Annotated in this window: 19 protein-coding genes; 6 read left to right on the forward strand and 13 right to left on the reverse strand. The window is 74.4% G+C overall.

Annotated elements, in window-relative coordinates:
• Positions 1 to 7 precede the first annotated feature (7 nt).
• Positions 8 to 553, reverse strand: coding sequence for a hypothetical protein (locus tag D5H75_RS14200; protein WP_202638133.1), 546 nt, complete (start codon positions 551 to 553; stop codon positions 8 to 10).
• Between the two features lie 245 nt (positions 554 to 798).
• Here D5H75_RS14200 and D5H75_RS14205 point away from each other — a divergent pair, with 245 nt between their 5' ends.
• The 3 genes from D5H75_RS14205 (at position 799) to D5H75_RS14215 (ending at position 4,051) form a co-directional block, all read left to right on the forward strand.
• Positions 799 to 1,830: a phosphotransferase family protein gene (locus D5H75_RS14205; protein ID WP_119926898.1), complete on the forward strand. Its 1,032-nt coding sequence runs from the start codon at positions 799 to 801 to the stop codon at positions 1,828 to 1,830.
• Positions 1,827 to 2,606, forward strand: coding sequence for an SDR family oxidoreductase (locus tag D5H75_RS14210; RefSeq protein WP_119926899.1), 780 nt, complete (start codon positions 1,827 to 1,829; stop codon positions 2,604 to 2,606). The genes D5H75_RS14205 and D5H75_RS14210 overlap by 4 nt, the downstream gene beginning before the upstream one ends.
• 68 nt (positions 2,607 to 2,674) lie before the next feature.
• The gene (locus D5H75_RS14215) at positions 2,675 to 4,051 is read left to right on the forward strand and encodes a GH39 family glycosyl hydrolase (protein WP_202638134.1); all 1,377 of its coding nucleotides are present in this window, start codon (positions 2,675 to 2,677) and stop codon (positions 4,049 to 4,051) included.
• A gap of 68 nt (positions 4,052 to 4,119) precedes the next feature.
• Here D5H75_RS14215 and D5H75_RS14220 read toward each other — a convergent pair whose 3' ends face one another.
• The 10 genes from D5H75_RS14220 to D5H75_RS14265 form a co-directional block, all read right to left on the reverse strand.
• A complete protein-coding gene (locus D5H75_RS14220; RefSeq protein ID WP_119926901.1) occupies positions 4,120 to 6,228 on the reverse strand; it encodes a hypothetical protein in 2,109 nt (702 codons plus the stop codon).
• 8 nt (positions 6,229 to 6,236) lie between these two features.
• A complete protein-coding gene (locus tag D5H75_RS14225) occupies positions 6,237 to 7,541 on the reverse strand; it encodes a lipopolysaccharide biosynthesis protein (RefSeq protein ID WP_119926902.1) in 1,305 nt (434 codons plus the stop codon).
• On the reverse strand, positions 7,538 to 8,329 hold the full coding sequence (locus D5H75_RS14230; protein WP_242454229.1) for a polysaccharide deacetylase family protein: 792 nt from the start codon (positions 8,327 to 8,329) through the stop codon (positions 7,538 to 7,540). Before D5H75_RS14230 ends, D5H75_RS14225 begins: the two co-directional genes overlap by 4 nt.
• A complete protein-coding gene (locus tag D5H75_RS14235; protein ID WP_119926903.1) occupies positions 8,326 to 9,249 on the reverse strand; it encodes a glycosyltransferase family 2 protein in 924 nt (307 codons plus the stop codon). The genes D5H75_RS14230 and D5H75_RS14235 overlap by 4 nt, the downstream gene beginning before the upstream one ends.
• Positions 9,246 to 10,106, reverse strand: coding sequence for a glycosyltransferase family 2 protein (locus D5H75_RS14240; RefSeq protein ID WP_119926904.1), 861 nt, complete (start codon positions 10,104 to 10,106; stop codon positions 9,246 to 9,248). Before D5H75_RS14240 ends, D5H75_RS14235 begins: the two co-directional genes overlap by 4 nt.
• A 126-nt stretch (positions 10,107 to 10,232) precedes the next feature.
• On the reverse strand, positions 10,233 to 11,327 hold the full coding sequence (locus D5H75_RS14245; RefSeq protein ID WP_119926905.1) for a GNAT family N-acetyltransferase: 1,095 nt from the start codon (positions 11,325 to 11,327) through the stop codon (positions 10,233 to 10,235).
• Positions 11,324 to 11,707, reverse strand: coding sequence for a hypothetical protein (locus D5H75_RS14250; RefSeq protein WP_147425145.1), 384 nt, complete (start codon positions 11,705 to 11,707; stop codon positions 11,324 to 11,326). The genes D5H75_RS14245 and D5H75_RS14250 overlap by 4 nt, the downstream gene beginning before the upstream one ends.
• 148 nt (positions 11,708 to 11,855) lie before the next feature.
• Entirely contained in the window at positions 11,856 to 13,346 is a 1,491-nt protein-coding gene (locus tag D5H75_RS44080) for a hypothetical protein (RefSeq protein WP_119926907.1), read from the reverse strand.
• Between the two features lie 135 nt (positions 13,347 to 13,481).
• Positions 13,482 to 15,389 (reverse strand): substrate-binding and VWA domain-containing protein, encoded by a 1,908-nt coding sequence (locus D5H75_RS14260; protein ID WP_242454230.1) that lies wholly within the window; start codon positions 15,387 to 15,389, stop codon positions 13,482 to 13,484.
• 187 nt (positions 15,390 to 15,576) lie between these two features.
• Positions 15,577 to 16,236, reverse strand: coding sequence for a cation diffusion facilitator family transporter (locus D5H75_RS14265; protein WP_202638135.1), 660 nt, complete (start codon positions 16,234 to 16,236; stop codon positions 15,577 to 15,579).
• A gap of 129 nt (positions 16,237 to 16,365) precedes the next feature.
• On the opposite strand from D5H75_RS14265, the gene D5H75_RS14270 reads away from it, so the two are divergent.
• The 3 genes from D5H75_RS14270 to D5H75_RS14280 all read left to right on the forward strand — a co-directional run bounded on the left by D5H75_RS14270 (position 16,366) and on the right by D5H75_RS14280 (position 19,583).
• Positions 16,366 to 17,178: a DUF4184 family protein gene (locus D5H75_RS14270; protein ID WP_202638136.1), complete on the forward strand. Its 813-nt coding sequence runs from the start codon at positions 16,366 to 16,368 to the stop codon at positions 17,176 to 17,178.
• On the forward strand, positions 17,175 to 17,987 hold the full coding sequence (locus D5H75_RS14275) for a TrmH family RNA methyltransferase (protein WP_242454231.1): 813 nt from the start codon (positions 17,175 to 17,177) through the stop codon (positions 17,985 to 17,987). The genes D5H75_RS14270 and D5H75_RS14275 overlap by 4 nt, the downstream gene beginning before the upstream one ends.
• A gap of 78 nt (positions 17,988 to 18,065) precedes the next feature.
• Complete coding sequence (locus tag D5H75_RS14280; RefSeq protein ID WP_119926910.1) at positions 18,066 to 19,583, forward strand: class I adenylate-forming enzyme family protein; 1,518 nt, start codon at positions 18,066 to 18,068, stop codon at positions 19,581 to 19,583.
• Positions 19,584 to 19,609: 26 nt separating this feature from the next.
• Here the strand turns inward: D5H75_RS14280 and D5H75_RS14285 are convergent, their stop codons facing one another.
• Complete coding sequence (locus tag D5H75_RS14285; protein WP_119926911.1) at positions 19,610 to 20,605, reverse strand: C40 family peptidase; 996 nt, start codon at positions 20,603 to 20,605, stop codon at positions 19,610 to 19,612.
• Between the two features lie 287 nt (positions 20,606 to 20,892).
• Positions 20,893 to 21,861 (reverse strand): radical SAM protein, encoded by a 969-nt coding sequence (locus D5H75_RS14290; protein ID WP_119926912.1) that lies wholly within the window; start codon positions 21,859 to 21,861, stop codon positions 20,893 to 20,895.
• Between the last annotated feature and the right edge of the window lie 74 nt (positions 21,862 to 21,935).

The following is a 21,935-nucleotide window of genomic DNA, read 5'->3' on the forward strand; positions in this document are numbered from 1 at the left end:
GATCCCCTCAGACCGGCGTCGGCAGCAGCATCGGCTCGCGGACCTCCTCGCGCGGGCGCGGCACCTCGACCACCGGGGTCTGCGGCCCGGTGATGCGGCGGATGTCGATCGCGCCCGGGTCGGCCTGGTCCGTGCCCGGCACCTGCGAGTGCCCGAAGTGCCCGCCGCGCGCCCACAGCCGGCGGCTGCGGTCGCAGCCGAGCGAGTGCGGGTGGGGGAGGGGCGGCCCGGCCGGCCAGCGCCGTGGCACCCTCCAGGAGTCGAGCCAGGTCAAGATGGCGTCGAGTCCCGCCATCGGCCCGTCCGTGAACGGCTCGCGCACCGAACCCAGGACGCGGATCTGCAGGCAGACCCGGCCCTCCCGGTTGATCCGCTCGCCGCGGTCCGCCGCGGTGAGGCCGCACGCCGCCCTGGTCGCGGGCAGCGTCTGCACGATCTCGCCGTTCAGCGGGTTCCACACGAGGTGGGCGGGAATTCCGCGCTGGTTCAGCCGCTGGGCGGCCGACCGCGCCGTGACGGAAAGCGGGTCCACCGGCCAGATCAGCCACACCACGCGGGGGGCTCCTCCGTTCATCGGTCCGCCGTCCACGGGGGCCGGAACACGTCCGGCGCCCTGCAACCAGGCCTGGGCCACGGTCTCCCCCAATGGAGTTTGTCGTCCGTTGGGCTTTCCATCGCCGTTTGTACCCAACCTGTGCAGTGCTCGACACCTGGCACTCGCGACGATTGTTGTGTCTCTTTCGTGACGGGTGTCCGCCCGTAGCGCGCACTAGCCGAGTCGCGTTCTAATTGGGCACCATGGACGTTCCCGGTGTGGACCAGCGGCGACTCTCCGCGTGGATGAGCGCGAACACCCCCGATCTCGAAGCCCCGGAGCGCGTCTCGCTCATCTCCGGCGGCAAGTCCAACCTCACCTACCGGCTCGACACCCCCGGCCGCGCGCTCGTGCTGCGCCGCCCGCCGCTCGGCCACGTCCTGCCCACCGCGCACGACATGCGCCGCGAGTGGCGCGTGATCTCGGCGCTGCACGGCACCGCGGTGCCCGTGCCCGAGCCGGTGGCGTTCTGCGGCGACGAGGACGTGCTCGGCGCGCCCTTCTACCTCATGGCGTACGTCGAGGGCACGGCCATCGTGGACGAGAAGGACGCCGGGGACCTGTCGCCGGAGCGGACCAGGGAGCTGTCCACGCACCTGGCCGAGGTGCTGGCGGCGATCCACGCGGTGGACTACGAGGCGGCCGGGCTCGGCGACCTCGGCCGGCCCGAGGGGTACCTGGCGCGCCAGCTCCGCCGGTGGGGCCGGCAGTGGGAGCGCTCGAAGACCGCCGACCTGCCCGAGTACGACCGGCTGGCCCGCCGTCTCGCCGACCGGCTGGAGAGCCTGCCGCCCGGCGGGGCCGCGCTCGTGCACGGGGACTACCGGCTGGACAACGCCCTCGTCCGGGGCACGCGCATCGCCGTCGTCGTGGACTGGGAGATGTCCACGCTCGGCGACCCCCTCGCCGACCTCGGGCTCACCGTGACGTACTGGCAGGACCCCGACGACCCGGGCGGCGTCGCGCTGGCCCGGGGGATCACCGCCAGGCCCGGGTTCCTGACCGTGCCGGAGTTCGTCGCCGCGTACGCGCGGGCCTCCGGGCAGGACCTGCGCGACCTGGACTTCTACATCGCGTTCGGAAACTTCAAGCTCGCGGTGATCGCCGAGGGTATTCACGCCCGGCACCTGGGGGGTAAGACGGTGGGTGAGGGCTTCGACCGCGTGGGCGAGGCCGTGCCCGTACTGATCGCGAGGGCCCACCGGGTCCTGGACGCAGCGTCAGGAGGACGATGAGCGCCGTCGCACTGGTGACCGGGGCCGCGGGAGGGATCGGCGCGGCGGTCGTGCGCAGACTGTCGAACGGCGGCGCGCGCTGCGTGCTGGTGGACCGCGACGAGGACGGCGTGGCCCGGCTCGCCAAGGAGGTGGACGGCGCGCCCCTGGCGGCCGACCTCACCGACCCCGCGGCCTCCGAGGCCGCCGTGCGGCTGGCCCGCGACCGGTTCGGCCGCCTGGACCTGGTCCACCTCAACGCGGGCGCGACCACCTCGGCCCCCGACCCGGCGGCGCTCGACCTGGCCGAGTACCGCGCCGTCGTCGGCGTGAACATGGACGCCGTCTTCTACGGCGTGCGCGCCGCCCTGCCCGCCCTGCGCTCGACCGGCGGCGGCGCGATCGTGATCACCGCGAGCCTGGCCGGCCTGGTCGGCTACGCCGCCGACCCCGTCTACACGATGACCAAGCACGCCGTGGTCGGCCTCGTGCGCGCGCTCGCCCCCGGGCTCGCCGCCGAGGGCGTACGGCTGAGCGCGGTGTGCCCCGGGTTCACCGACACGCCCATGGTCGCCGCCAGCCGCGAGGTCTTCGCCGCCGCCGGCTTCCCCCTGCTCACCCCCGACGACGTGGCCGCCGCCGTCGAGGCCGCGTTCTACACCGAGGACCTGGGCGAACTCGTGGTCGTCCAGCCCGGCCGCCCGCCCCTGGCGTACCGCACCCCGGGCGTGCCGGGGCCGCGCGGCGAGAACGCGGAGGGCCGCCGGCCGCCCGAACTGGGCGGGACGCGGGGTTAGGCACCGTTCAGCGAACCTTAAGGTCATTCGCCGTCTGACCGGGGAGGCGCCGGGTTACCGTGGCAAGGGTGAGCCAGAGACCGGCCCAGCGACCAGCACGGCACGCCCGGCCGCGCCGGAGCTGGCCCTGGCTTCTCATGTGCGCGATCGCGATCGTGGCCGTGCTGACCGCCGCCGCCTTCGTGTACGTCGGGGACGGCGCCGGCGGCACCGAGGGGGACCCCGGGGGCCCCGCGCCGCCGCCGCCCAGCCTCGCCGGGCCGCCCGAGGAGCGGCGGTGGCCCGTCTGGGGCGTGACCCACACGCAGTACAGCGCCGACGGCAACCGGCCGCGCGCCGACGGCCCCGCCCGTGAGCTCCTGTCGGCGCAGCCGCTCGTGCAGAACCAGCACATCATGGGCTGGGGCGCGCTCAACCCCGAGCCCAGCCCGGGACGGCACGACTTCAAGGTGCTCGACCAGCGGCTCAAGCTCATGGCCGACACCGGCGCCACCCCGGTGATCACGCTGTGCTGCGCGCCGGACTGGATGAAGGGCGGCAGGTCAGGGCGCACCGACTGGTCCAAGCTGGAGGTCGCGCCGCTGCGCCGCCACTTCGGCGACTTCGCCCGCCTGGCCGCCACCGTCGCCCGGCGCTACCCCCACGTCAGGCACTACCTCGTCTGGAACGAGTTCAAGGGGTTCTGGAACGACGAGGAGCGCCGCTGGGACTACGAGGGCTACACCGAGCTGTACAACCGGGTCTACACCGCGCTCAAGGAGGTGGACCCGAAGATCCAGGTGGGCGGGCCGTACATCCCCATGGACAGCTCCGTCACCGGCGACCGGTCCAAGGTGAGCGGGCCGTGGGGGTCGGTGGACCCGCGCGTGGTGGACGCGATCGAGTACTGGCACCGGCACAAGAAGGGCGCCGACTTCGTCGCCGTGGACGGCTCCTCGGTGAGCGAGGACCGCGGCGCGGTGCCCTCGGACTTCGGCGCGGTCGCCAAGTTCGGGGCGATCACGCGGTGGCTGCGCGAGCTGACCGACCTGCCCGTCTGGTGGGCCGAGTGGTACGTCGAGCCGACCGGCGCGGGCTGGTCCGAGGCGCGCAGGACCGCCGTGCACGCCGCCGCCATGATGGAGATGGCCGCCGGCGGCGTGCGGGCGGCGCCGTACTGGAACCCGCAGACCGCGGACGGCGACTCCTGCCACGGCTGCGTCTGGCGGCCGGACACGGGCGAGCCCATGCCCATGGCCGCCCTCCTGCGCGAGTTCGCCCGCTGGTTCCCCGACGGCACGCGCCTGGACGACGTGGAGGTCTCCTCCCGCGACGTCCGCGCCCTGGCCCAGCCCCGCCGCCTCGTCGTCGTCAACACCAGGGACGCCGAGACCCGCGCGACCGTGGACGGCCGCGACCTCACCCTCGCCCCCTACGAGATCCGCTGGCTCCCCCGCACCACCTGAACCCGGCGCCGGCGGGGGCCAGACGGGGGGCAGACGGGGATCATCAGACGAGGATCATCAGGCGGGGATCAGAGGAGGCCGCCGATCGTCAGGAAGCGCTCGACGACGACGGCGATGGCGGCGGCGAAGAGGACCGCGGCGAGGACGACCACGCGGCGGCGCACGGGGCGGGCGAGCACGCGGCGGACCTCGATCGCGCCCAGGACCAGGACGAGGAGCGCGAGGGCGGTCAGGCCGTACGGCGTCCAGCGCGTGGTGGGGGTGGTGACGGAGTTGTCCGGGGGCGGAGGGACCGGGCCCGGGGGCGGCCGGCGCATCGTGTAGATCGCGGCGTCGCGGTTCTCGAACGCGACGGCGAGCTCGGGGGACGCGGACAGGACGGCGCGGATGTCGCGGCCCCAGGTGGGCGCGTAGCCGTGGGCGAGCTCCAGGTACGCCTCCTGGCTGCGCGTCGTCAGCAGGTAGGAGTTGGGGCCCAGCTCGCGCAGCCGCTCCACGAGCGGGGCGATCTGGCTCGGATCGCGCGGGGCCTGGAAGGGGCGGTAGTCCACGAGCTCGATGTCGCGGGAGCGGATGGGGATGCTCGCCGCCTCCTCGCCCGCGACCGGCGAGAGCACCGCGACGCGGGCGCTGGGCAGGTCGTTCGCGTAGATGAACTCCAGCGCCGCGGCCTCGTCATCGGTGACCAGCTCGAACTTCTCGTTGCCGTACCGGGCCACGAAGAACGCCAGCGTCAGCGCCGACACGCACGCGAGCGCCAGGCCGACCGCCACCGGGTTCCGCCGCGGCCGCCCCGCGCGGGGCGCGGCCCCGGGCGTGCCGGGGAAGAACGCATACGCGGCGAGCAGGCAGGCCCCGGGCAGCGCGAACAGGTACACCCGCAGCCCGATCTCGCCGCCGTAGCTCTGGAGCGCGACCGCGATCGCCGGCACGCACATGAGCACCAGGGCCGTCCGGTCGAGCACGCGCCGCCGCAGCCGCCGGACCAGGCCCGCGAACGCCAGCAGCGCGACGGCCGCGCAGATGCCCAGCCGGATCCGCAGCACGGTCACGTGCTCGGGGCTGCTCCCCGCGATGCGCCCCCCGGTGCTCTCCGCCAGGGTCCGGCCGAGCCGCCCGATCCCGCCGAACAGCGTGTCCAGGTGCCCGGACCAGAACGGCGTGGCGGCGTACGACACCCAGGCGACCACGATCACGCCGAGCAGGAACGGCAGCGCCAGGCTCAGCGTGGTCCGCCGCACCAGGATCAGCCCGGTCAGCGCCCCCAGCATCATGAACGGCGTGATCTGGTGGGAGACCGTCGCCGTGACGAACACCGCGACCAGCAGCGCGAGCAGGAGCACCCGCTCCCGGGCCGGGACGGGCGCCGGCTCCAGCTCCCCGGGCGTCATCCGCTGCCCCCTGCGCCCTCCCGTCAGCCGCGCGAACCAGGCGACGACGATCGCCGCGAACGCCAGGTACAGCAGGTACGTCAGGCCCTGCGGCGAGAAGTAGTCCTGCCCGACCCACTGGGCCACCACGAACAGCAGCGCCGCCAGCCACTTCGCCCGGGGGTCCGCCCGCATCACGCGCAGCAGCAGGAGCAGCGGCACCAGGTAGAGCAGGTTGGACACCAGCGGCGTCCACGTCAGGATCGGCCCCAGGTCCTCGACCCCGAGCGCGCGGGTCACGAACGCCGCCGCCGCGAAGAACCCCGGCCAGCTGAAACGGGCATCGAAGCCGGGCAGCGCCTCCCCGGTGCGCCCGATGTAGTCCACGAACCCGCCGATCAGCCACGCCGTCGGGAACCGCGGGTGCCGCTCGACCAGCGCCGCCGCGCCGTGCAGGCAGATCGTGATCGCCACCAGCTCGGAGAGCAGCAGCGCCCGCCGGTGCCGCCGCTGCGCGAGCGTCACGAAGAACGCCCCCACCAGCATGAACAACCCGATGAACGCGGCGGCGGGGAGCGCGCTGATCAGCCCGAGCCCGCCGATGCGGTAGAGGTCCACCCCGGCGTACGGCCCGGCCTTGAGCAGCAGCGCCTCGACGTAGAGCACGAAGCCCTCGGCGGCGATCACCGGCGGCAGCCAGAACGCCATCTGCCGCCGCAGCCGGGGAGTGCCGTACAGGGTGGCGGGCGGGCGCGGGGTCACGGCCGCGATCGTCGCCGTCTCCTCGTCCGCTCCGCCGCGGGTCATACCACTCATCATGCGGCCTGGGCGCCCTCCCCGGGGAGCCCCGATCTCGCCGGGGGGCGCAGCGTCCCCCGCAGCCCCGGGAACACCACCAGCGCCACGGCGGCCTGGCTCACGAGCAGCGCCACCCCCGCCCCGGTGATGCCCGCGACCGGCAGCAGCGCCAGCGTCGAGCCGATCACGAGCACGCTCATCAGCGCCTGGACCAGCCAGATCCGCCGCGCCCTGCTCTGCGCCCGCAGCGCCCCGAGGTACAGCTCGACCAGCGCCCTGGGCAGCGTGGCCAGTGCCATCAGCCGCAGCAGCGCGCTCGCGTTGTCGGTGTACGCCGTGCCGTACACGCTCAGGACGAACGGGGCGAACAGGGCGAGCACCGCGACCACCGGCAGGAGGATCGCCATGATCCGGGTCAGCGCGCGGCGCAGGTTGGCCGCCAGCGTGGTCCGGTCGAAGGCGCCCTCCACGGTCAGCGAGGTGGCCATGTTCAGCGAGAGCATGTCGAGCATGCCGCACAGCACGACGACGCTGTTGTAGTAGGCGTACGTCTCGGACGGGATGCGCGTGGCGACGATCACCGGGAGCAGGTAGACGATCGCCAGGTTGAACATGGTGCCCAGGTAGTCCCCGGCGAGGAACCGCCCGACGCGGCGCGCCGGGGGCGGCGGGACCCCGGCGGTCTCCCGGACGTGCCGGGGCACCAGGCGCGTGAAGATCAGCAGGTTCACCGGCACCAGCGCGACCGCCGTGGGGATCACCCAGGACAGGAAGACGCCGTCGCGGGGCGCGGCCGACGCCAGCGCCACCAGCAGCGCGATCTTGGCCAGGCCGAACGCGACGCTGCCGACCGGCACCCAGTACGCCCGCCGCAGCCCGGCCAGCACCACGTCCTGGAGCGTGAACACGCACCACACCACCGCGGCCGCGAGGAACCACGCCGGGTCGATCCCCGAGTAGCTCGGCCCCCACATCGGCAGCGTCAGCAGGAACCCGATCGTCAGCAGCACGGCCGCCGCGGACCCCGCCAGGTAGATCGCCCAGATGAACCGGCCGGTCGCGCGGCCGCTCTCGGGGATGAACCGGACCAGCGAGCCCACGAACCCGAACGAGGTGAGCCCGGCCAGCAGCCGCATCGCCGCGATCAGCGCCGCGCCCCGCCCGGCGTCCTCCGGGCTGTAGAGCCGCGCCATCAGCACCCAGTACGCCAGCCCGAGGACGGCCGTGATCCCGGTGCCGGCCATCAGGGAGTACGCGTTCCGCAGCAGCGGCCGGCCGAGGTCGCCGGGCAGGGCTGCGGTTCTGCGGCGGGGGAGGATCATACGCGCCCCAGCGCGCGGCGCACGCCGTACCGGGTGCGGCGGACGACCGCGTAGCCCTTGGTCAGGACGCGCTCGCGCAGGTAGATCAGCGGGATCCCGGAGCCCGCGACGACCCGCGCGAACGCGGCGTTCGAGGTGGCGCGGCCGACCGTGAGCCGGGGCAGCGCGAGCACGTCGTCCAGGTCGCCGACCAGGCGGTTGGCCACCGCGCAGGCGGACCAGTACCCCGCCCGGCGGGCCTCGCGGCGGACCCGGCGGCTGGAGTAGCCGTACGGGTAGGCCATGCTCGCGACCGGCCGGTCCAGGCCGTCCTCCAGCAGGCCCCGGCAGCGCCGCAGCTCGTCCCGCAGGTCCCCGTCAGCGAGCTGGTCGAGCTGGGGGTGGCTGTGGCTGTGCCCCCCGATCTCGATCCCGGCCGCGGCCAGTTCCCGCGTCTGCCCCCAGGTCAGCATCGTCCCCGGCGCCCGCCGGCCCCGGTCGCCGACCCAGCCGGTCGTGACGTACACGGTCGCGGTCAGGCCGAGCCGGTCCAGCACGGGCAGCGCGTGCTCGTGGACGTCGGCGAACCCGTCGTCGAAGGTGATCACGACCGGGTCCGGCGGCAGCGCGCCCCCGGTGCCGTGCAGCGCCGCCACCAGCCGGGACACGGTCACCGCGTGGTGCCCCCGCTCGCGCAGCAGCTCCATCTGCCGGGCGAACCGCGCGGGCCCCACGGCCAGGGGCGCGATCTCCGGCGACGGGTCGTCCGTCACCGCGTGGTACATCAGGATCGGCACGGGAGGGATCACGGCACCCTCCGGCGCATCGCCCCCGCGGCGTACCCCGCGGCGGTCAGGCCGAGCCCGACCACGATCGCGCCGGCCCGGGACGCGCCCGCCGGGCGTCCCCGCGCGAGGTCGCGGAGCCCGGCCGCGACCCCCCGGGGCAGCGCCCGCAGCGCGTGCGCCCGCTCGCTGGACAGCCCGTCGCGCCCGCCCACGCTCGCCGTGACCAGCGCCTTCGACAGCCCCTCGGCGTAGCAGCGGGACCGGAAGTAGGCGAAGCGCGCCCGCGCGGCCGGGACCTTGTGCCAGATCACCGCGCGGTCGTCGAACAGCAGCACCGACTCCGGGGACCGCTGCCGCAGCCGGATGCAGAACTCGGTCTCCTCGCACCCCAGCGGCCGCCGGTCGCGGCCCCGCCCGATGTGGCTCGCGAACCCGCCCGCCACCTCGAACGCCTCGCGGCGGAAGGAGGCGTTGCCGCCCATCAGGTTCCGCACCGGGGCGCGCCCCTCCGGCATGCCCCGGTACGTGCAGCCCACCACCCAGTCGAACTCCTCGGGGAACCACGCGGGCCGCTCCCCGGGCCACAGCGGGCGCGTCAGCCCGCCGACCCCCGCGACCCGCGGCCCGTCGTACCCGGCGGCCAGGTGCGCCAGCCAGCCGGGCTCGGCGACCGCGTCGTCGTCGAGGAAGGCCACCACGTCCCCGCGCGCCGCCGCGACCCCGGTGTTCTTGCCCCCGGACAGCCCGCGCGCCCCGGCGTTCTCGATCACCACGCAGTCCGCGAGCGACTCCTTGAGCCGCCGGTGGAGCCCCGGGTTGTGGTCCACCACCACGATGATCTCGTACGGCTCGCGCCGCTGCCGCCGCACCGAGTCCACGGCGGCGTGCACGTCGTCCCAGCGCTCATCGGTGTAGGCGCAGATGACGGTGCTGATCCTCACGCCGCCCCCTGGTCGGCGGCGGGGGAGCGGGCGGGAGCCGTACGGCCGGAGGGCCGGCGCTGGCGCTCGCGGAAGATGACCTTCAGGATGCGCCAGCCGTCGCGGAACGCGCGCAGGTTGCTGGTGCCGTGGATGCGGCTCCGCTCGTGGCTGGGGATCTCCTGGATGCGCAGGCCCGCGAGCGCGGCGCGGATGTTCATCAGCGTCTCGATCTCGAAGCCGGGGCAGTCCAGGTCCAGCACGTCCAGGTGACGCGCCCAGAAGGCGTTGTAGCCGTAGCACAGGTCGGTGAAGCGGGTCCCGAACAGCCGGTTCACGATCATGTGCAGGACGCGGTTGCCGAGACGGCGCACGAACGTGATGTCGTCGCTGCCGCCGCCGTTGGCGAACCGGGAGCCCTTGGCGTAGTCGGCGCCCGCGACGAGCGCGCTGACGAACGCCACGATCTCCCCGCCGTCGGTGGACCCGTCGGCGTCGATCATCACGATGATGTCGGACGTGCACGCCTGGAACCCGGCCACGAGGGCGTCGCCCTTGCCCCGGCCGGACTGCACCACGATCCGCAGGTCCGGGCGGAGCCGCTGGGCCACGGCCACGGTCTCGTCGGTGGAACGGCCGTCCACCAGGACCACCTCGTGGATCCAGGACGGCAGCGTGGCGAACACGTGGGGCAGGTTCTGCGCCTCGTTCAGCGCGGGGATCACCACGCTCACGCTCGGCGCGATGGCCAGCGCCGGCGTCACGGGCACGAAACCGCGGGGGCCGGGGACGGCCTCGGAGCCGTTCGCCGCGGCGTACGCCGCCTGCGGGCCATGCGGAATCGGTATGAGATGTCTGTCGTTGCGTGAGGGGCTCATGGGTTGGGTCCTTCCGGACGGGCCTGGAAGCTCCTGGTAAACGGCTTATGGCCCGGTTCGCGAGGGCACCGCGTCCGGGTGAGTGCGCGACTGGCGCTGGGGACGAGCCGAAGAGGTATACGTATGTCAGCCGAAGCCGGTTCTGCGCGCGGCGACCGTCGTCCGCAGCCTGCCGTACGTCTTGAGGACGCGGTCGGCCCGGCGGTACAGGCCCGGGTTGGCGAGGACGAGGTCCCGCACGCGGTGCGCCGGGGCGCTCCCCACCCAGTGCAGGCCGGCCGAGAGCGACGAGCGCGCCACCCGTCCCTCGGCCACGAGCCGCTCGCCGTTCTTCAGCCAGTCCTTGTACCGCTTGCCGCCGATGACGCCCATCTCGACGTGGCGCACGCCGGCCGCCGCGGCGGCCTCGGCCATCCGCAGATGGTGGAGCATGCCCGGGGAGTACCGGGAGAAGCCCGGGTCGTACGCGGGGAACCACCCCACGACCGTGTTCCCGAGCCGCAGCGCCACGTCCCCGGCGACCGGGCGGCCCCCGGCGTACAGCGTGGTCACGACGGTGAGGCCGGAGGCGTGGAGGTCCTCCACGAGCCCGGTGATCCACGGCTGGGCGAACCGGTCGAAGCGGCCGGTCCTGCGGTACTGGTCGGACTTCCACGCCATGAGCCGCCGGAGCGCCTCGTGGTCGGTCGCCGCCCAGGTGAACGTGAGCTCCCCGTGGTCCCGCGCCAGCTTGCGCCGCTTGTACATCGCCGTCCGGTAGAAGGCGGGGGAGCGCCCGCGCAGCCCGGCCAGGTAGGCGTCGAACCCCTCGCCGAGGTCCATGTACGCCGAGGGGATCAGGCGGGCGGCGTGCGCGGCGAACGGCCGCTGGTCGGCGGGCACCCGGTCGAACCGCCACACCTGCACCCGGCACGGCCGCAGCAGGTCCCGGGCGTCCAGGTCCAGCCCGGGGGCGTACACCATGCCCTGGAAGTCGGTCAGGCCCATCCCGGCGGGCCGGCCGACGCCGAGCGGGCGGCGTTCGTAGGGGAAGAAACCGGCGACGCCGGTCGCGTCCTCGATGACCGCGACCCGCACGTCGTCGCGGTGGCGGCCCAGGGCCAGCGTGAACTCCGGGGCCAGCAGCGGATTGGCGGCGGTGGGCGCGGCCCGTTGCAGGGCCCGCCACCGGTCGAGCTCGGCGTCGCCGAGGTCCCCCGGTCGTACGACGTGGACTTTCACCTTTCCGGTCCCCCTTTGGACGGTTCGGCCGGTTCCGGTCGCGGGAGCGCCAGGCGGAGCAGGAGAAGCCCTCCGCTGACCACGGCCACCGCGGCAACCCCGTTACGCGGCGACCAGGCCCCCATCATCAGCATGAGCTGCGCGACCAGGATGTTCACGACGATCGCCGAGGTCAGCCCCACCACGACCCGCGATAGAACGGTCCAACCAGGCAGGAGTCCCGCGGCCGCCGCACCCGGGGCGGCGGCGAGGAACACCAGCGTCAGGAGCGGACGCGCCGCGGTCTCGAATCCCGCCAGGGTGAGCACGGCGCCCGCGCCGCCCGCCACGAGCACCGCTGCGTAGAGCGCGTGCCGGGGGCGGGTCAGGAGGTGCGTCATCCCGGGCTCCAGGGTCAAGGAGCGAAGATGGTGAATCGTCGCACTTCATATGAACAATGGCGTCAATAGCCAGTCAATGCCGACGTTTGTCGGGCCGCCGGGGTTTACCTGATCGCGACAGTGGGACCGATGTGTTAGGGAAGCCGGGTCAGGGGAGCGTCGGATCGTCGTCCCCGTTCTGCTCCGCCTCCGGACCGGTCCAGGAGACCGCGCAGGTCCGGTCGCCCGCCGGCGAGGTGATCGAGACCGTCACCGAGCGCGTCTCCGAGGCCTCCGCGAACCGCACCGTGATCGCGCCCGCGCGCGAGGGGGTCGCCGTGCCCGAGACGGGCTCGACCGTGACGCCCTCCGCCGGGGAGTACGCCGCCTTCCAGCGCACCGTCCCGTTCCGCGCGGTCAGCCCGATCGTCCCCGTGCTCACCGCGCCCAGCGAGCCCGGGCACGACACCGAGAGCGAGACCCGCCGAACCGGAGGGGGCGTGCGCGACGCGGCCCGGGAGGTCGGCGGGGTGCGGACGGCGCCGCGGCCCGGCGGCGTGGGACGGGCGGTCGGCCCGGCCGGAGGGCGCTTGCGCGCGGCCGGGGGCGTGACGCTCGGGCTCGGGGGCGGCGCGGGTTCACCTGCGACCGGAAGGTCGGTCGTCTCCACCTCCACTCCGGGCAGGGCGCTGGCGGCCGGCGGCAGCGCGGCGCGGAACCTCTCGTCCGGGCGGCGCTCGCCCCCGGTCAGCACGATCAGCACGCCCATCACCACGAGCAGGCAGGCCACCGCCGCGATCATCGGCACCGAACCGGCCCGCACCTTCTTGCGCGCCCGCCGGTCGATCGGCTGCGGGAACCCGTTCTTGCCGAACAGCGCCGCCCGGTCGGCGATCGCCACCCGCGTGTGCGCCAGCTCCGGGTCGGACGCGGTGTCCAGCAGCAGCCGCCGCAGCGACAGCGGCACCAGCGGCGCGGGCAGCAGCCGGAGGAGCCCCTCGGCCGACACCTCGCGGCGGCGGATCTCCTCGCACGTCGAGCAGGACTCGATGTGGCGGGCCAGCCGCTTGCGCGACATCGGCGTCAGCGGGCCCGCCCAGCCCTCGGTCATCGCCGCGAGGTCCGGGCACTGAGACCGCGCCGCCCGCGCGAGCACCACGGGCGCCGCCGCGGCCTCCAGCGCCCGGCCGCCCCGGGACAGCAGGTGCTTGGACGGCGCCCCGATCACGAGGTTCACCTCGGCCGGGCTCAGGCCGTGCCGGTGCACCAGGTCGAGCACCTCGCGCTCGCGCCGGCTGAGCCCCCGCAGCAGCTCGCGCACCTCCCGCTGCTCGGGCGTGGCGTCGTCGCCGGGCTCGGGAGCGCGCGGCTGGAGCAGGCACAGGTTCCGCGTGAGCGCGTACAGCCACGCCCGCAGCCGTGAGTCGTCCCGCAGCACGCCGATGTGCTCCCGCGCGGCGATGAGCGCGTCGTGCACGGCGACCGCCCCGGTCTCCCGGTCGCCCACGTGCGAGCAGGCGTAGTCGTACAGCCGCTCGGCGTACGCGTCGAACACGGCGGCCAGGCCGCCGGGGTCGGCGCCGCGCAGGATCTCGGCCAGCCGGGCGTCACCGGCGTCGCGGCCGGTGTCGTGATGGGGCGCGTGAGTCGGTTCGGGCACGGGACCTCCCCGAGAGGAAGGGGCCGGGAGAGCCGGGGTTCACCCGGCCGATCGGCCCCACGTCGGTAGGACGCCCCATTGGCTCCGTAGGTTCACCTTGTCGGGAAAGCCGGTCTTGTTCTACTTGTGAGGGGATCAGTTCCCGGGGGTCTGGCTCGCGTTCTGGCCCGAGTTCTGCCCGGAGTTCTGGCCCGAGTTCTGCCCGGAGTTCTGCCCGGAGTTCTGGCCGGAGGTCCCGGCGGGCTTGCCGGCGCCCGGCTTGGGGCAGTTCGGCAGGCACAGGCGGCGCGCGATGCCCTCCAGGAAGAACTTCCGCACCTCCAGAATGTCCCGGGCGATGAACGTCTGGCCCTGGGTGGCCGCGGTGATCTCCTCCAGCCGCTTCTTGCCCTTCACCGCGTCCGGCCCGAACGCGATGATCATGATGTTGACCGGCTGGGTCTTGTCGAACTCCTCCTTGAGCTGCGAGACCAGCTCGGCGTGCGAGATGCCGCCGTCCGGGTCGTCGTTGCCCAGGCCGTCGGTCAGCACCAGGATCGAGTTCACCTTGTCCGGCTGGTAGCCGGCCTTCATCTGCTTGTAGGCCGCGCTGAGCGTGTCGTTCAGGCCGGTGTCGCCGGTGCGCTTGGCGCGCATCGCGTCCAGCCTGGACTCCAGGGCCTGCCGCCGCGTGACGCCGTTCAGCTTCCCGCCCAGCGGGCCCATCGGGATGAGCTGCCGCCAGTCCACGCCCTTGCCCTGCATGTGCGTGGAGAACTCCCACACGCCCAGGTCGGTCTTGTCCGGGAAGAGCCGCAGGCCCTCCTTGGCGGTCTCGGTGATCGCCTTCATGCGGGTAACGCCCATGCCCGGCACCGGCTCGGCCATCGTGCCCGACACGTCGAGCAGGGCCAGCATGCGCGTGCCCAGGGTCAGCCGGCTCCACGCCTGCGAGATCCTGCCCACCGTCGCCGCGTCGGGCTGCTCCATGCCCTTCGGCGTCTCCGGCCGGACGCCGTTCTTGGCGGTGGCCTCGGGCCCGGCCTTGCCGTCCAGGCCCCGGAAGCCCGCGCCCTTGATCAGGGTCTGCAGCTCCTTGCCCTGCAGCTCCTTGAGGAACACGTCCGCGGCCTTCTTCTTCAGCGTGTCCTTGGCCGTCACGACGTACGGATAATCCAGGTTGATCGTGCCCTCGACCGGATACATCGCCACGGCCGGGTCCGTCGGGTTCTCCTTGTTGAACGTCAGCACGGCCTGCTCGGAGGCGATGCCGACCGGCACCCGCCCGCCGGCCCGGCCGAAGCTGGCGAACATGGCGTCGGCGTTGGGCGAGAGGTTCTGGGAGAGCTGCTTGAGGACGCCGACGAGCTGTTCCTGCCCGTTGGGCTCCTTGTTCAGGATGGCGGCTCCGGCCACCACGGCGCCGAGCCCCGAGGCGTTGCGGGACGGGTCGGGCGTGAGAACCCGGATCCGCTGGGCGACCTCCTGGTTGGTCACCATCGCGGCCTTCATCAGGCTCTCCCAGCTCGGCTTGCCGAGCTGGGACTGGAGCTGCTGCGCGGCGGAGCGGGGCACCGCGATCACGACGGGGGACTGCGCGACGGGGAAGTGGGCCTTCTTGAGCTTGGTCAGGCTCCGGGGATTCGACACCATCCGGGACACCCACAGCGTGGAGTCCGGGATCCACACGTCGGTGCTCACCTTGCTCGCGCCCGCCGTGCCGGACAGGCCGTTCATCACGCGCGACGGCTCGCCCTTGACCACGACGGCCTCGACGCAGCGGTTGTCGACGTCCTTGCGGCTCTGGTTGAACTTGTCGGCCGCCTTCGTCAGCACGGGCTGGATGTCGGGCGCGGCCACGACCTTCAGCGGGAGCGGCTCGCCGCCGCATCCTCCGGTGCCGTTGCCATCGACGATCACCCACGCCGCGATGCCGAGCAGCACCGCGAGGGCGACGGCCCCGGCCAGTGGCACGAGCACCCTCGCCCGCCCGCCCGCGCGGGACGGGCTGTCGTCATAGGGGAGGTGACTCTCGATCTCGTCCGTGCGATGACGTCCGCCCACTGTGCCCTCTTACTTACTTATCGACCTGCTGGCTCCGGCCTCACCGTTCTGGCGCGCAGCCTATCCGGATGAATCGCGCAATGTTTGGAAACTGTACTGGTATCCCCAAGAGGGTCAAAAGCCAGCCAAGCTGGTGATACGTCGAAAAGTCGTGGTACTCGTGGGTAGCGTGGGATGAGCGATCGCGCTAATGCGCGCAGGGCGCGCCACGCCAGGCGAGCACCCCCTCGCGCACCGCGATCGCCGCCAGCGCCAGCGCCACGAGCGGGTCCACCCACCACGCGCCGAAGATCGAATTGGCCGCCAGCCCGGCCAGGACCCCGGCCGCGAGATAGGCGCACAGCAGGTTCTGCGTCCCCTCGCCCGCGGTCGCCGGAGAGCCCAGCCGCGCCCCCAGCCGCCGCTTCCACACGCCGGCCACCGGCATGACCACCAGGCTCGCCACCGTGATCGCGATCCCGAGCGCGGTGTGCCCGGGCCGGTGCCCCGCGGCCAGGTCCGCCGCCACGTGCGCGACGAGGTACGGCGCCAGCAGCCAGAAGCTCACCGCGACCGCCTTCTGCGCGTGCGCCTCGGCCGTGTGCGAGTGCGTCCGCTCCCCGGTGAACCGCCAGATCACGATCACGCTGGCCAGCCCCTCGACCAGCGACGACGCCGCCCACCCGATGAGCGCCACCGAGTCGGCGCGCACCCCGGCGGCCAGCCCGAGGCCCCCTTCGGCCGTCAGCCAGGCCAGCGTCGCCCACGACAGGCGGCGGGCGGCCGCGGCGTTCCGCGACCACGTCTCGTCGCGGTTCGATGACCCTCCGTGTCCGTCCGTGTGCGCACGCGCCCGCTGATCCGCCATCTGATCCCCTGCCTGCTCGCGACCGACGGTCCCGCGCCGCGGCTCGCGCTCCCGCGTCACCTCGGGGACCATGGGAAGCGTAATCAGCACGGGCCCCTCGGGCGTCTCCTATCGACGGAAGGAGCCCGCGTGCCGTTCACCCTCGCCCATCCCGCGGCCGTCATCCCCTTCGCGCGCGGGCCCCTCGTGGCGGGGGCCCTCGTGGCGGGATCGGTCGTGCCCGACCTGCCGTACTTCGTCGATCGCGACGATCTGCGGTACCTCACCCACAGCGCGGCGGGGTCCCTGACGTACGACGTGGTCCTGGGCCTGGCCCTGCTCGCGGTGTTCCGGGTCGCCCTGCGCCGCCCGCTCCTCGACCTGCTCCCGCCCGCCGCGCGCGCCCGCGTGCCCGCCCCCCGTGACGCGGTCTCGGCTTTGCGGGGCCCCCGGGGGCGGTCGCTCGCGCGGGCGGCGGCGCGGGTGTGGTGGGTGTACGCCTCGCTGGCGCTCGGGGCGGTGACGCACGTGGTCTGGGACGGGGTGACGCACGGGGACGGGATGGAGTTCGCCGAGCTGGAGACCCCGCGGACGAGCGCGGTCTTCCAGGTGCTCCAGCACGGGTCGAGCCTGCTCGGCCTGGCCGCCGTGGGCTGGTGGGCCCTGCGCCGCCTGCGCCGGACGCCGCCCCGGGAGGTCCCGCCCGTCCTGCCGGCGGCCCTGCGCTGGAGCGTTCTCACCGCGTTCGCGCTGGCCGGGCTCGCGGGCGCGCTGTACGGCGCGCTCGCGGGGTTCGGGTACGTCGCCGACGGGCAGCGCCTGGAGGACGCCGCCGTGGTCGCGATCGACGCCGCGGCCGTGGCCGCCCTGGCGTACTGCGCCGCGTGGTGGGGGTGGCGCCTCGCCCGCGGCCGCCGGCGGGAGCGGGTTGCGGCGGGAGCGAGTAGATTCAGTTCTCCGTGACGCCCAACGTGACCCATGTGACCTCGGCCGATGACCCCCGGCTCGCCGACTTCGCCCGCCTGCGCGAGGTCGAGCTGCGCAAGAGCCTGGAGGCGGAGCACGGCCTGTTCATCGCCGAGGGCGAGAAGGTCATCCGCCGCGCCCTGGCCACCGGCTACCCGCCGCGCGCCCTCATGCTCACCGAACGCCGCCTGCCCGCCTTCGCCGACCTGGACGTCCCCAAGTACGTCGTGCCCGAGGAGGTCGCCGAGGCCGTCACCGGCTTCGCCGTCCACCGCGGCGCCCTGGCCTCCATGTCCCGCCTCCCCCTCCCCGCGGTCCCCGCCCTCCTCGCCCCCGCCCGCCGCATCCTGATCCTCGAAGACCTTGTAGATCATGGAAACGTGGGCGCCATATTCAGATGCGCGGCCGCTCTCGGCGTCGACGCGGTCATCCTGTCCCCGCGCTGCGCCGACCCTCTCTACAGGAGAGCGGTCAAGGTCTCCATGGGCGCCGTCTTCGCGATCCCGTACGCCCGGATGACCAACTGGTACGCCGGGCTGGAGGAGGTCAGGGAGGCCGGGTTCACGCTGCTCGCGCTCACGCCGAACCGGGCGGCGGAGCCGATCGACGCGGTGGGGATGGGGGAGCGGGCCGCGCTGATGCTCGGCTCCGAGGGGGACGGGCTGTCCTCGCGGTGGTTGCGGGAGGCCGACCGGGCGGTGCGCATCCCGATGAGCGAGCGGGCCATGGCGATGGGGGTGGACTCGCTCAACGTGGTCGCGGCGGCGGCCATCGCCTGCCACAGCCTTGTGGCGGGGGAGGACTAGCGTTACCGGTTGATTACAGGGCGCATGCGAGGGGCCTCTGGGTGGTATCTCCAAGGAGAGACCCCGGAGGAGCCGGAGATGGACCTCTTCCCCCACGCGCTGCTCGCCGCGCTGCGCGACGACCCCCGCCGTCCGGCCTTCGAGCACGGCGACCGCGTCGTCAGCCGGGGCGAGGTGCTGGAGCTGACCGCCCGGATCGCCCGGGGGCTGCGCGAGGCCGGGCTGGGCCCCGGCTCGGCCCTCGCCGTGCGCACCGGGGTGACGCCCGAGGCGTTCGCCGCCCACCTGGCCGCGCACACCCTGGGCTGCGCCGTCGTCGCCCTGCGGCCCGGATTCCCCGCCGCGCGGCTGCCCCACGTGTTCCGGTCGGGGATCGGCGCCCTCCTCCTCGACCCCGCGTCCGCGATGCCCGACGTGCTCGCCGCCGCCGGGCCGGTCCCGCTGCTGGCCCTCGGGCCGTACGGCGGGGCGCGCGACCTGCTGGCGGGGCCCGGCGGCGGGGAGATCACGGTGACCGCGCGGCGGGACGACGCGGCCATGGTGATGTTCACCAGCGGGAGCACCGGGCGGCCCAAGGGGTGCGCGACGACCTACGGGGCGCTCACCGCGCACTGGGCCTGGCAGCCGCGCACGTGGTCGCCGCTGGCCGCGGAGTTCGCCGCGTCCTTCGGTCGGTACCTCCTGACCGGCCCCTTCGCGAGCACCGTGATCATGGAGTTCCTCGCGCCGTGCCTGCTCGGCGGCGGCACCGCGGTGATCCCGGTCGACGATGACGGGCCGCTGCTGCCGTACGCGATCGAGCGGCACCGGATCAGCGGGGCGGTCACCACCGTGCCCGGGCTGCGGCGCATGCTCGACCGGCTCCGGGAGCGGTCGGCCGACCTCGGCAGCCTGCGCGCCCTGGTGGTCGTGGGCTCGCCGCTCAGCCCCGCCCGCCTGCGCTCCGCCGTGGACCTCCTCGGACCCGTGGTCTACCAGGGGTACGGCCTGACCGAGGCGGGCTCGATCGCCATGCTCACCCCCGGGGACATCGCCCGGGGACCGGACCGCGTGCTGTCCTCGGTGGGCCGCCCGCACCGCGGCGTCGAGGTGACCGTGCGGGACGAGGCGGACCGCGAGCTGCCGCCCGGCCGCCTCGGCGAGGTCCACGTGCGGAGCCCGTACCTCATGGCGGGCTACCGGGGGGACCCGGAGACCACCCGCGCGGTGCTGCGGGACGGGCGGCTGCGCACCGGCGACCTGGGCTTCCTGGACGAGGACGGATACCTCCACCTGGCCGGACGCGTCCGCGAGGTGATCCGGGTCAACGGGTCCGCCGTGCACGCCGGCCCCATCGAGCGCGCGCTGTCGGTCCACCCCGACGTCGCCGAGGCGTACGTCGCGGGGGCCGCCGACGCCCGGACCGGCGAGGCCGTCCACGCCTTCGTCGTCCCGGCCCCCGGCCGCGTCCCGGACCCCGAGGCCCTGACCGACCTGGTCCGCGCCGGCCTCGGCCCCGCCAGCGCCCCCGCCACGATCACCCCCGTCTCCGCCGTCCCCCTCACCCCCAGCGGCAAGCCCGACAAACGCGCCCTCCTCCACCTCCTCACCCCCTGACCCCTTCAACGGCGGGAAGGTGGGGGTCAGGCCACGCGGACGGCGCCGGCGTAGGGACGGGTGGCGATGGTGACGACCTCGACGCGGCGGCCGGAACTGGGGGCGTGCACCATCGTGCCGTCGCCGAGGTAGAGGCCGACGTGGTGCAGGTCGGAGTAGAAGAAGACGAGGTCGCCCGGCCGGAGCTGGGACCGGGCCACCTTGCGCCCCATGCGGTACTGCGCGCCGGTGTAGTGGGGCAGGGAGATCCCGGCCTGGGCGTACGCCCACATGGTGAGGCCCGAGCAGTCGAAGCCGACGCGGGGGTCGGCCTGGCCCCAGCGGTACGGCTTGCCCACCTGGCTCAGCGCGGCGCGTACGGCGGTCGCGGCCTTCCCGTCGCCACTGACGGGCGGGGGAGCGACGCGCGGCGGGGACGACGGGGAGGCGCCCCGGGCGCGCAGGTCGGCCAGGCGGGCGCGGGCCCGGGAGAGGAGCCCCTCGATGTCGCGCTTCTTGCGGCCCAGGTCGGCGGTGATGCGGGCGATCTCGGCGGCCCTGGCGTGCTGGTGGTCGCGGGCGGCGGCCCGCTCGCGCGCGGCCGACTCGTACGCCGCCAGCTCCGCGGTCTCCTCCTCGGTCACGTAACGCGCCAGCATGCCCCGGCGGAGGGCGGTGTCCGCGCCGGTCCCGGGAGAGCCGATCAGGGCGATGACCGGGTGCGGCGGCATCCCCGTGTGGCGGGCGAGCGCGATCGCGCGGAGCCGTTCGCGGGCGCCGGCGAGCAGCCGGTCCGCCTCGGCCAGCCGATCCCGCGCGGCGCGCTCGGCGCCCTCGGCGGCGCGCAGGTGCAGGCGTCGCTCGTTGTACTTCTCGGTGACGACCTCCGCCTTGTCGCTCAGCTCCCGCACCTGCGACTCCAGGTCGCGCACGGGGTCGGCGTGCGCCGCGCCGTACGGCACGGCGGCGGTGGGCGGCAGGGTGAGCGGCGCGGTGACCGCCAGGGTGACCAGCAGGCCGAGCAGCAGCGTCCAGCGCCTCATGCGCGCTCCTCCGCGGTGCCGCCGGGCCCCCGGTCCGCATGGCTGCGGCCCGGCTGAGCCGTCATGGTAGGAAGCGGTGTACGGCTTTCGCGGGCTTTCTGCCCATTGGTTGTAGACCGACCGGGTCTAGATCCGTACGCGCCGGATCGGCGCGGGCCGGATCAGCGTGCGCCGCATCAGCGTGCGCCGGGTCGGCGCGGGCCGGATCGGCAACGGCGGGACCGGCCGCGCGGAGCCCGGGTGGGAGGGATTCGCGCGGGAACGGGCGCGGCTGGAGCGCCGCGGGCTCAGATCAGCGCGAGCTGCGGGAAGGCCGGCGGGGCGGGGGGCGGCGCCGGGCGGTCCAGGCTCATGCCGTACAACCGCGCCAGGCCCGCGACCTCACCCCGGACGCGCTGCTCGTAGGCGGGGGAGGGGCGGCCCGCCCGGTCGTAGAGGTCGGCGTAGCGCGGCAGCAGGCGCGGATGCGCCTCCTCCAGCCAGGACAGGTACGCCTCGCGCGCGCCCGGCGGCAGCCGCAGCACGATCGGGCTCACCGAGCGCACCCCGGCGGCGGCCAGCCGGCCGACCGTCGCGGCGAGCTGGTCCCCCGAATCGGTCAGCAGCGGCAGGACCGGGGCCATGAGGGCGTGTACGGCGACGCCGCGCTCGGCGAGCTCGGCCAGGAGCTCCAGGCGGCGCTGGGGCGCGGGGGCGCCGGGCTCGACGGCGCGGCGGACCCGGTCGTCCACGAAGGCCACGGAGACGGAGACGGACCCGAGCGGGCACTCGGCCAGCAGCTCGGCGTCCCGCAGGACCAGCGGGTTCTTGGTGTGCACGGTGAACGGCACGGCGGCGTCGCGCAGCGCGGCGATCACGCCGGGCATGAGGAGGTAGCGCTCCTCGGCGGGCTGGTAGCAGTCGCCGGTCACGCCCACGGCCAGGGAGATCCCGGGCCGCCGCGCCAGCTCGGCCCGCAGCCGCGCTGCCACGTCGGTGCGCACCGCGATCCGGGTCTCGAAGTCGCGCCCGGAGTCCAGGCCGAGCCTGCGGTGCCCGCCGCGCGCCCCGCAGTGGCGGCACGCGTGGGCGCAGCCCCGGTAGGGGTTGACCGCGAAGGCGTGCGGCAGCCCGCTGCCGGAGGGCACGCGCTCGATCGCCGTGCGCGCCCTGACCTCGTAGAACGTGGTGTCGCCGGCCTCGCGCACCACCGCCTGCCGCTCGATCCGCGGCCGGTCGTCACGGACCTCCACCAGCGCGAGCGCGTCCCACCGCATGCTCCCAGTGGAACACGTTTTCGACTACCCGGGCAAGCGGTTCGCCCCGGCCGGGGACGTGATCCCAGCTCAGC

Origin of the sequence: Bailinhaonella thermotolerans, assembly GCF_003594875.1 — a bacterium.
Lineage (GTDB): Bacteria > Actinomycetota > Actinomycetes > Streptosporangiales > Streptosporangiaceae > Bailinhaonella > Bailinhaonella thermotolerans.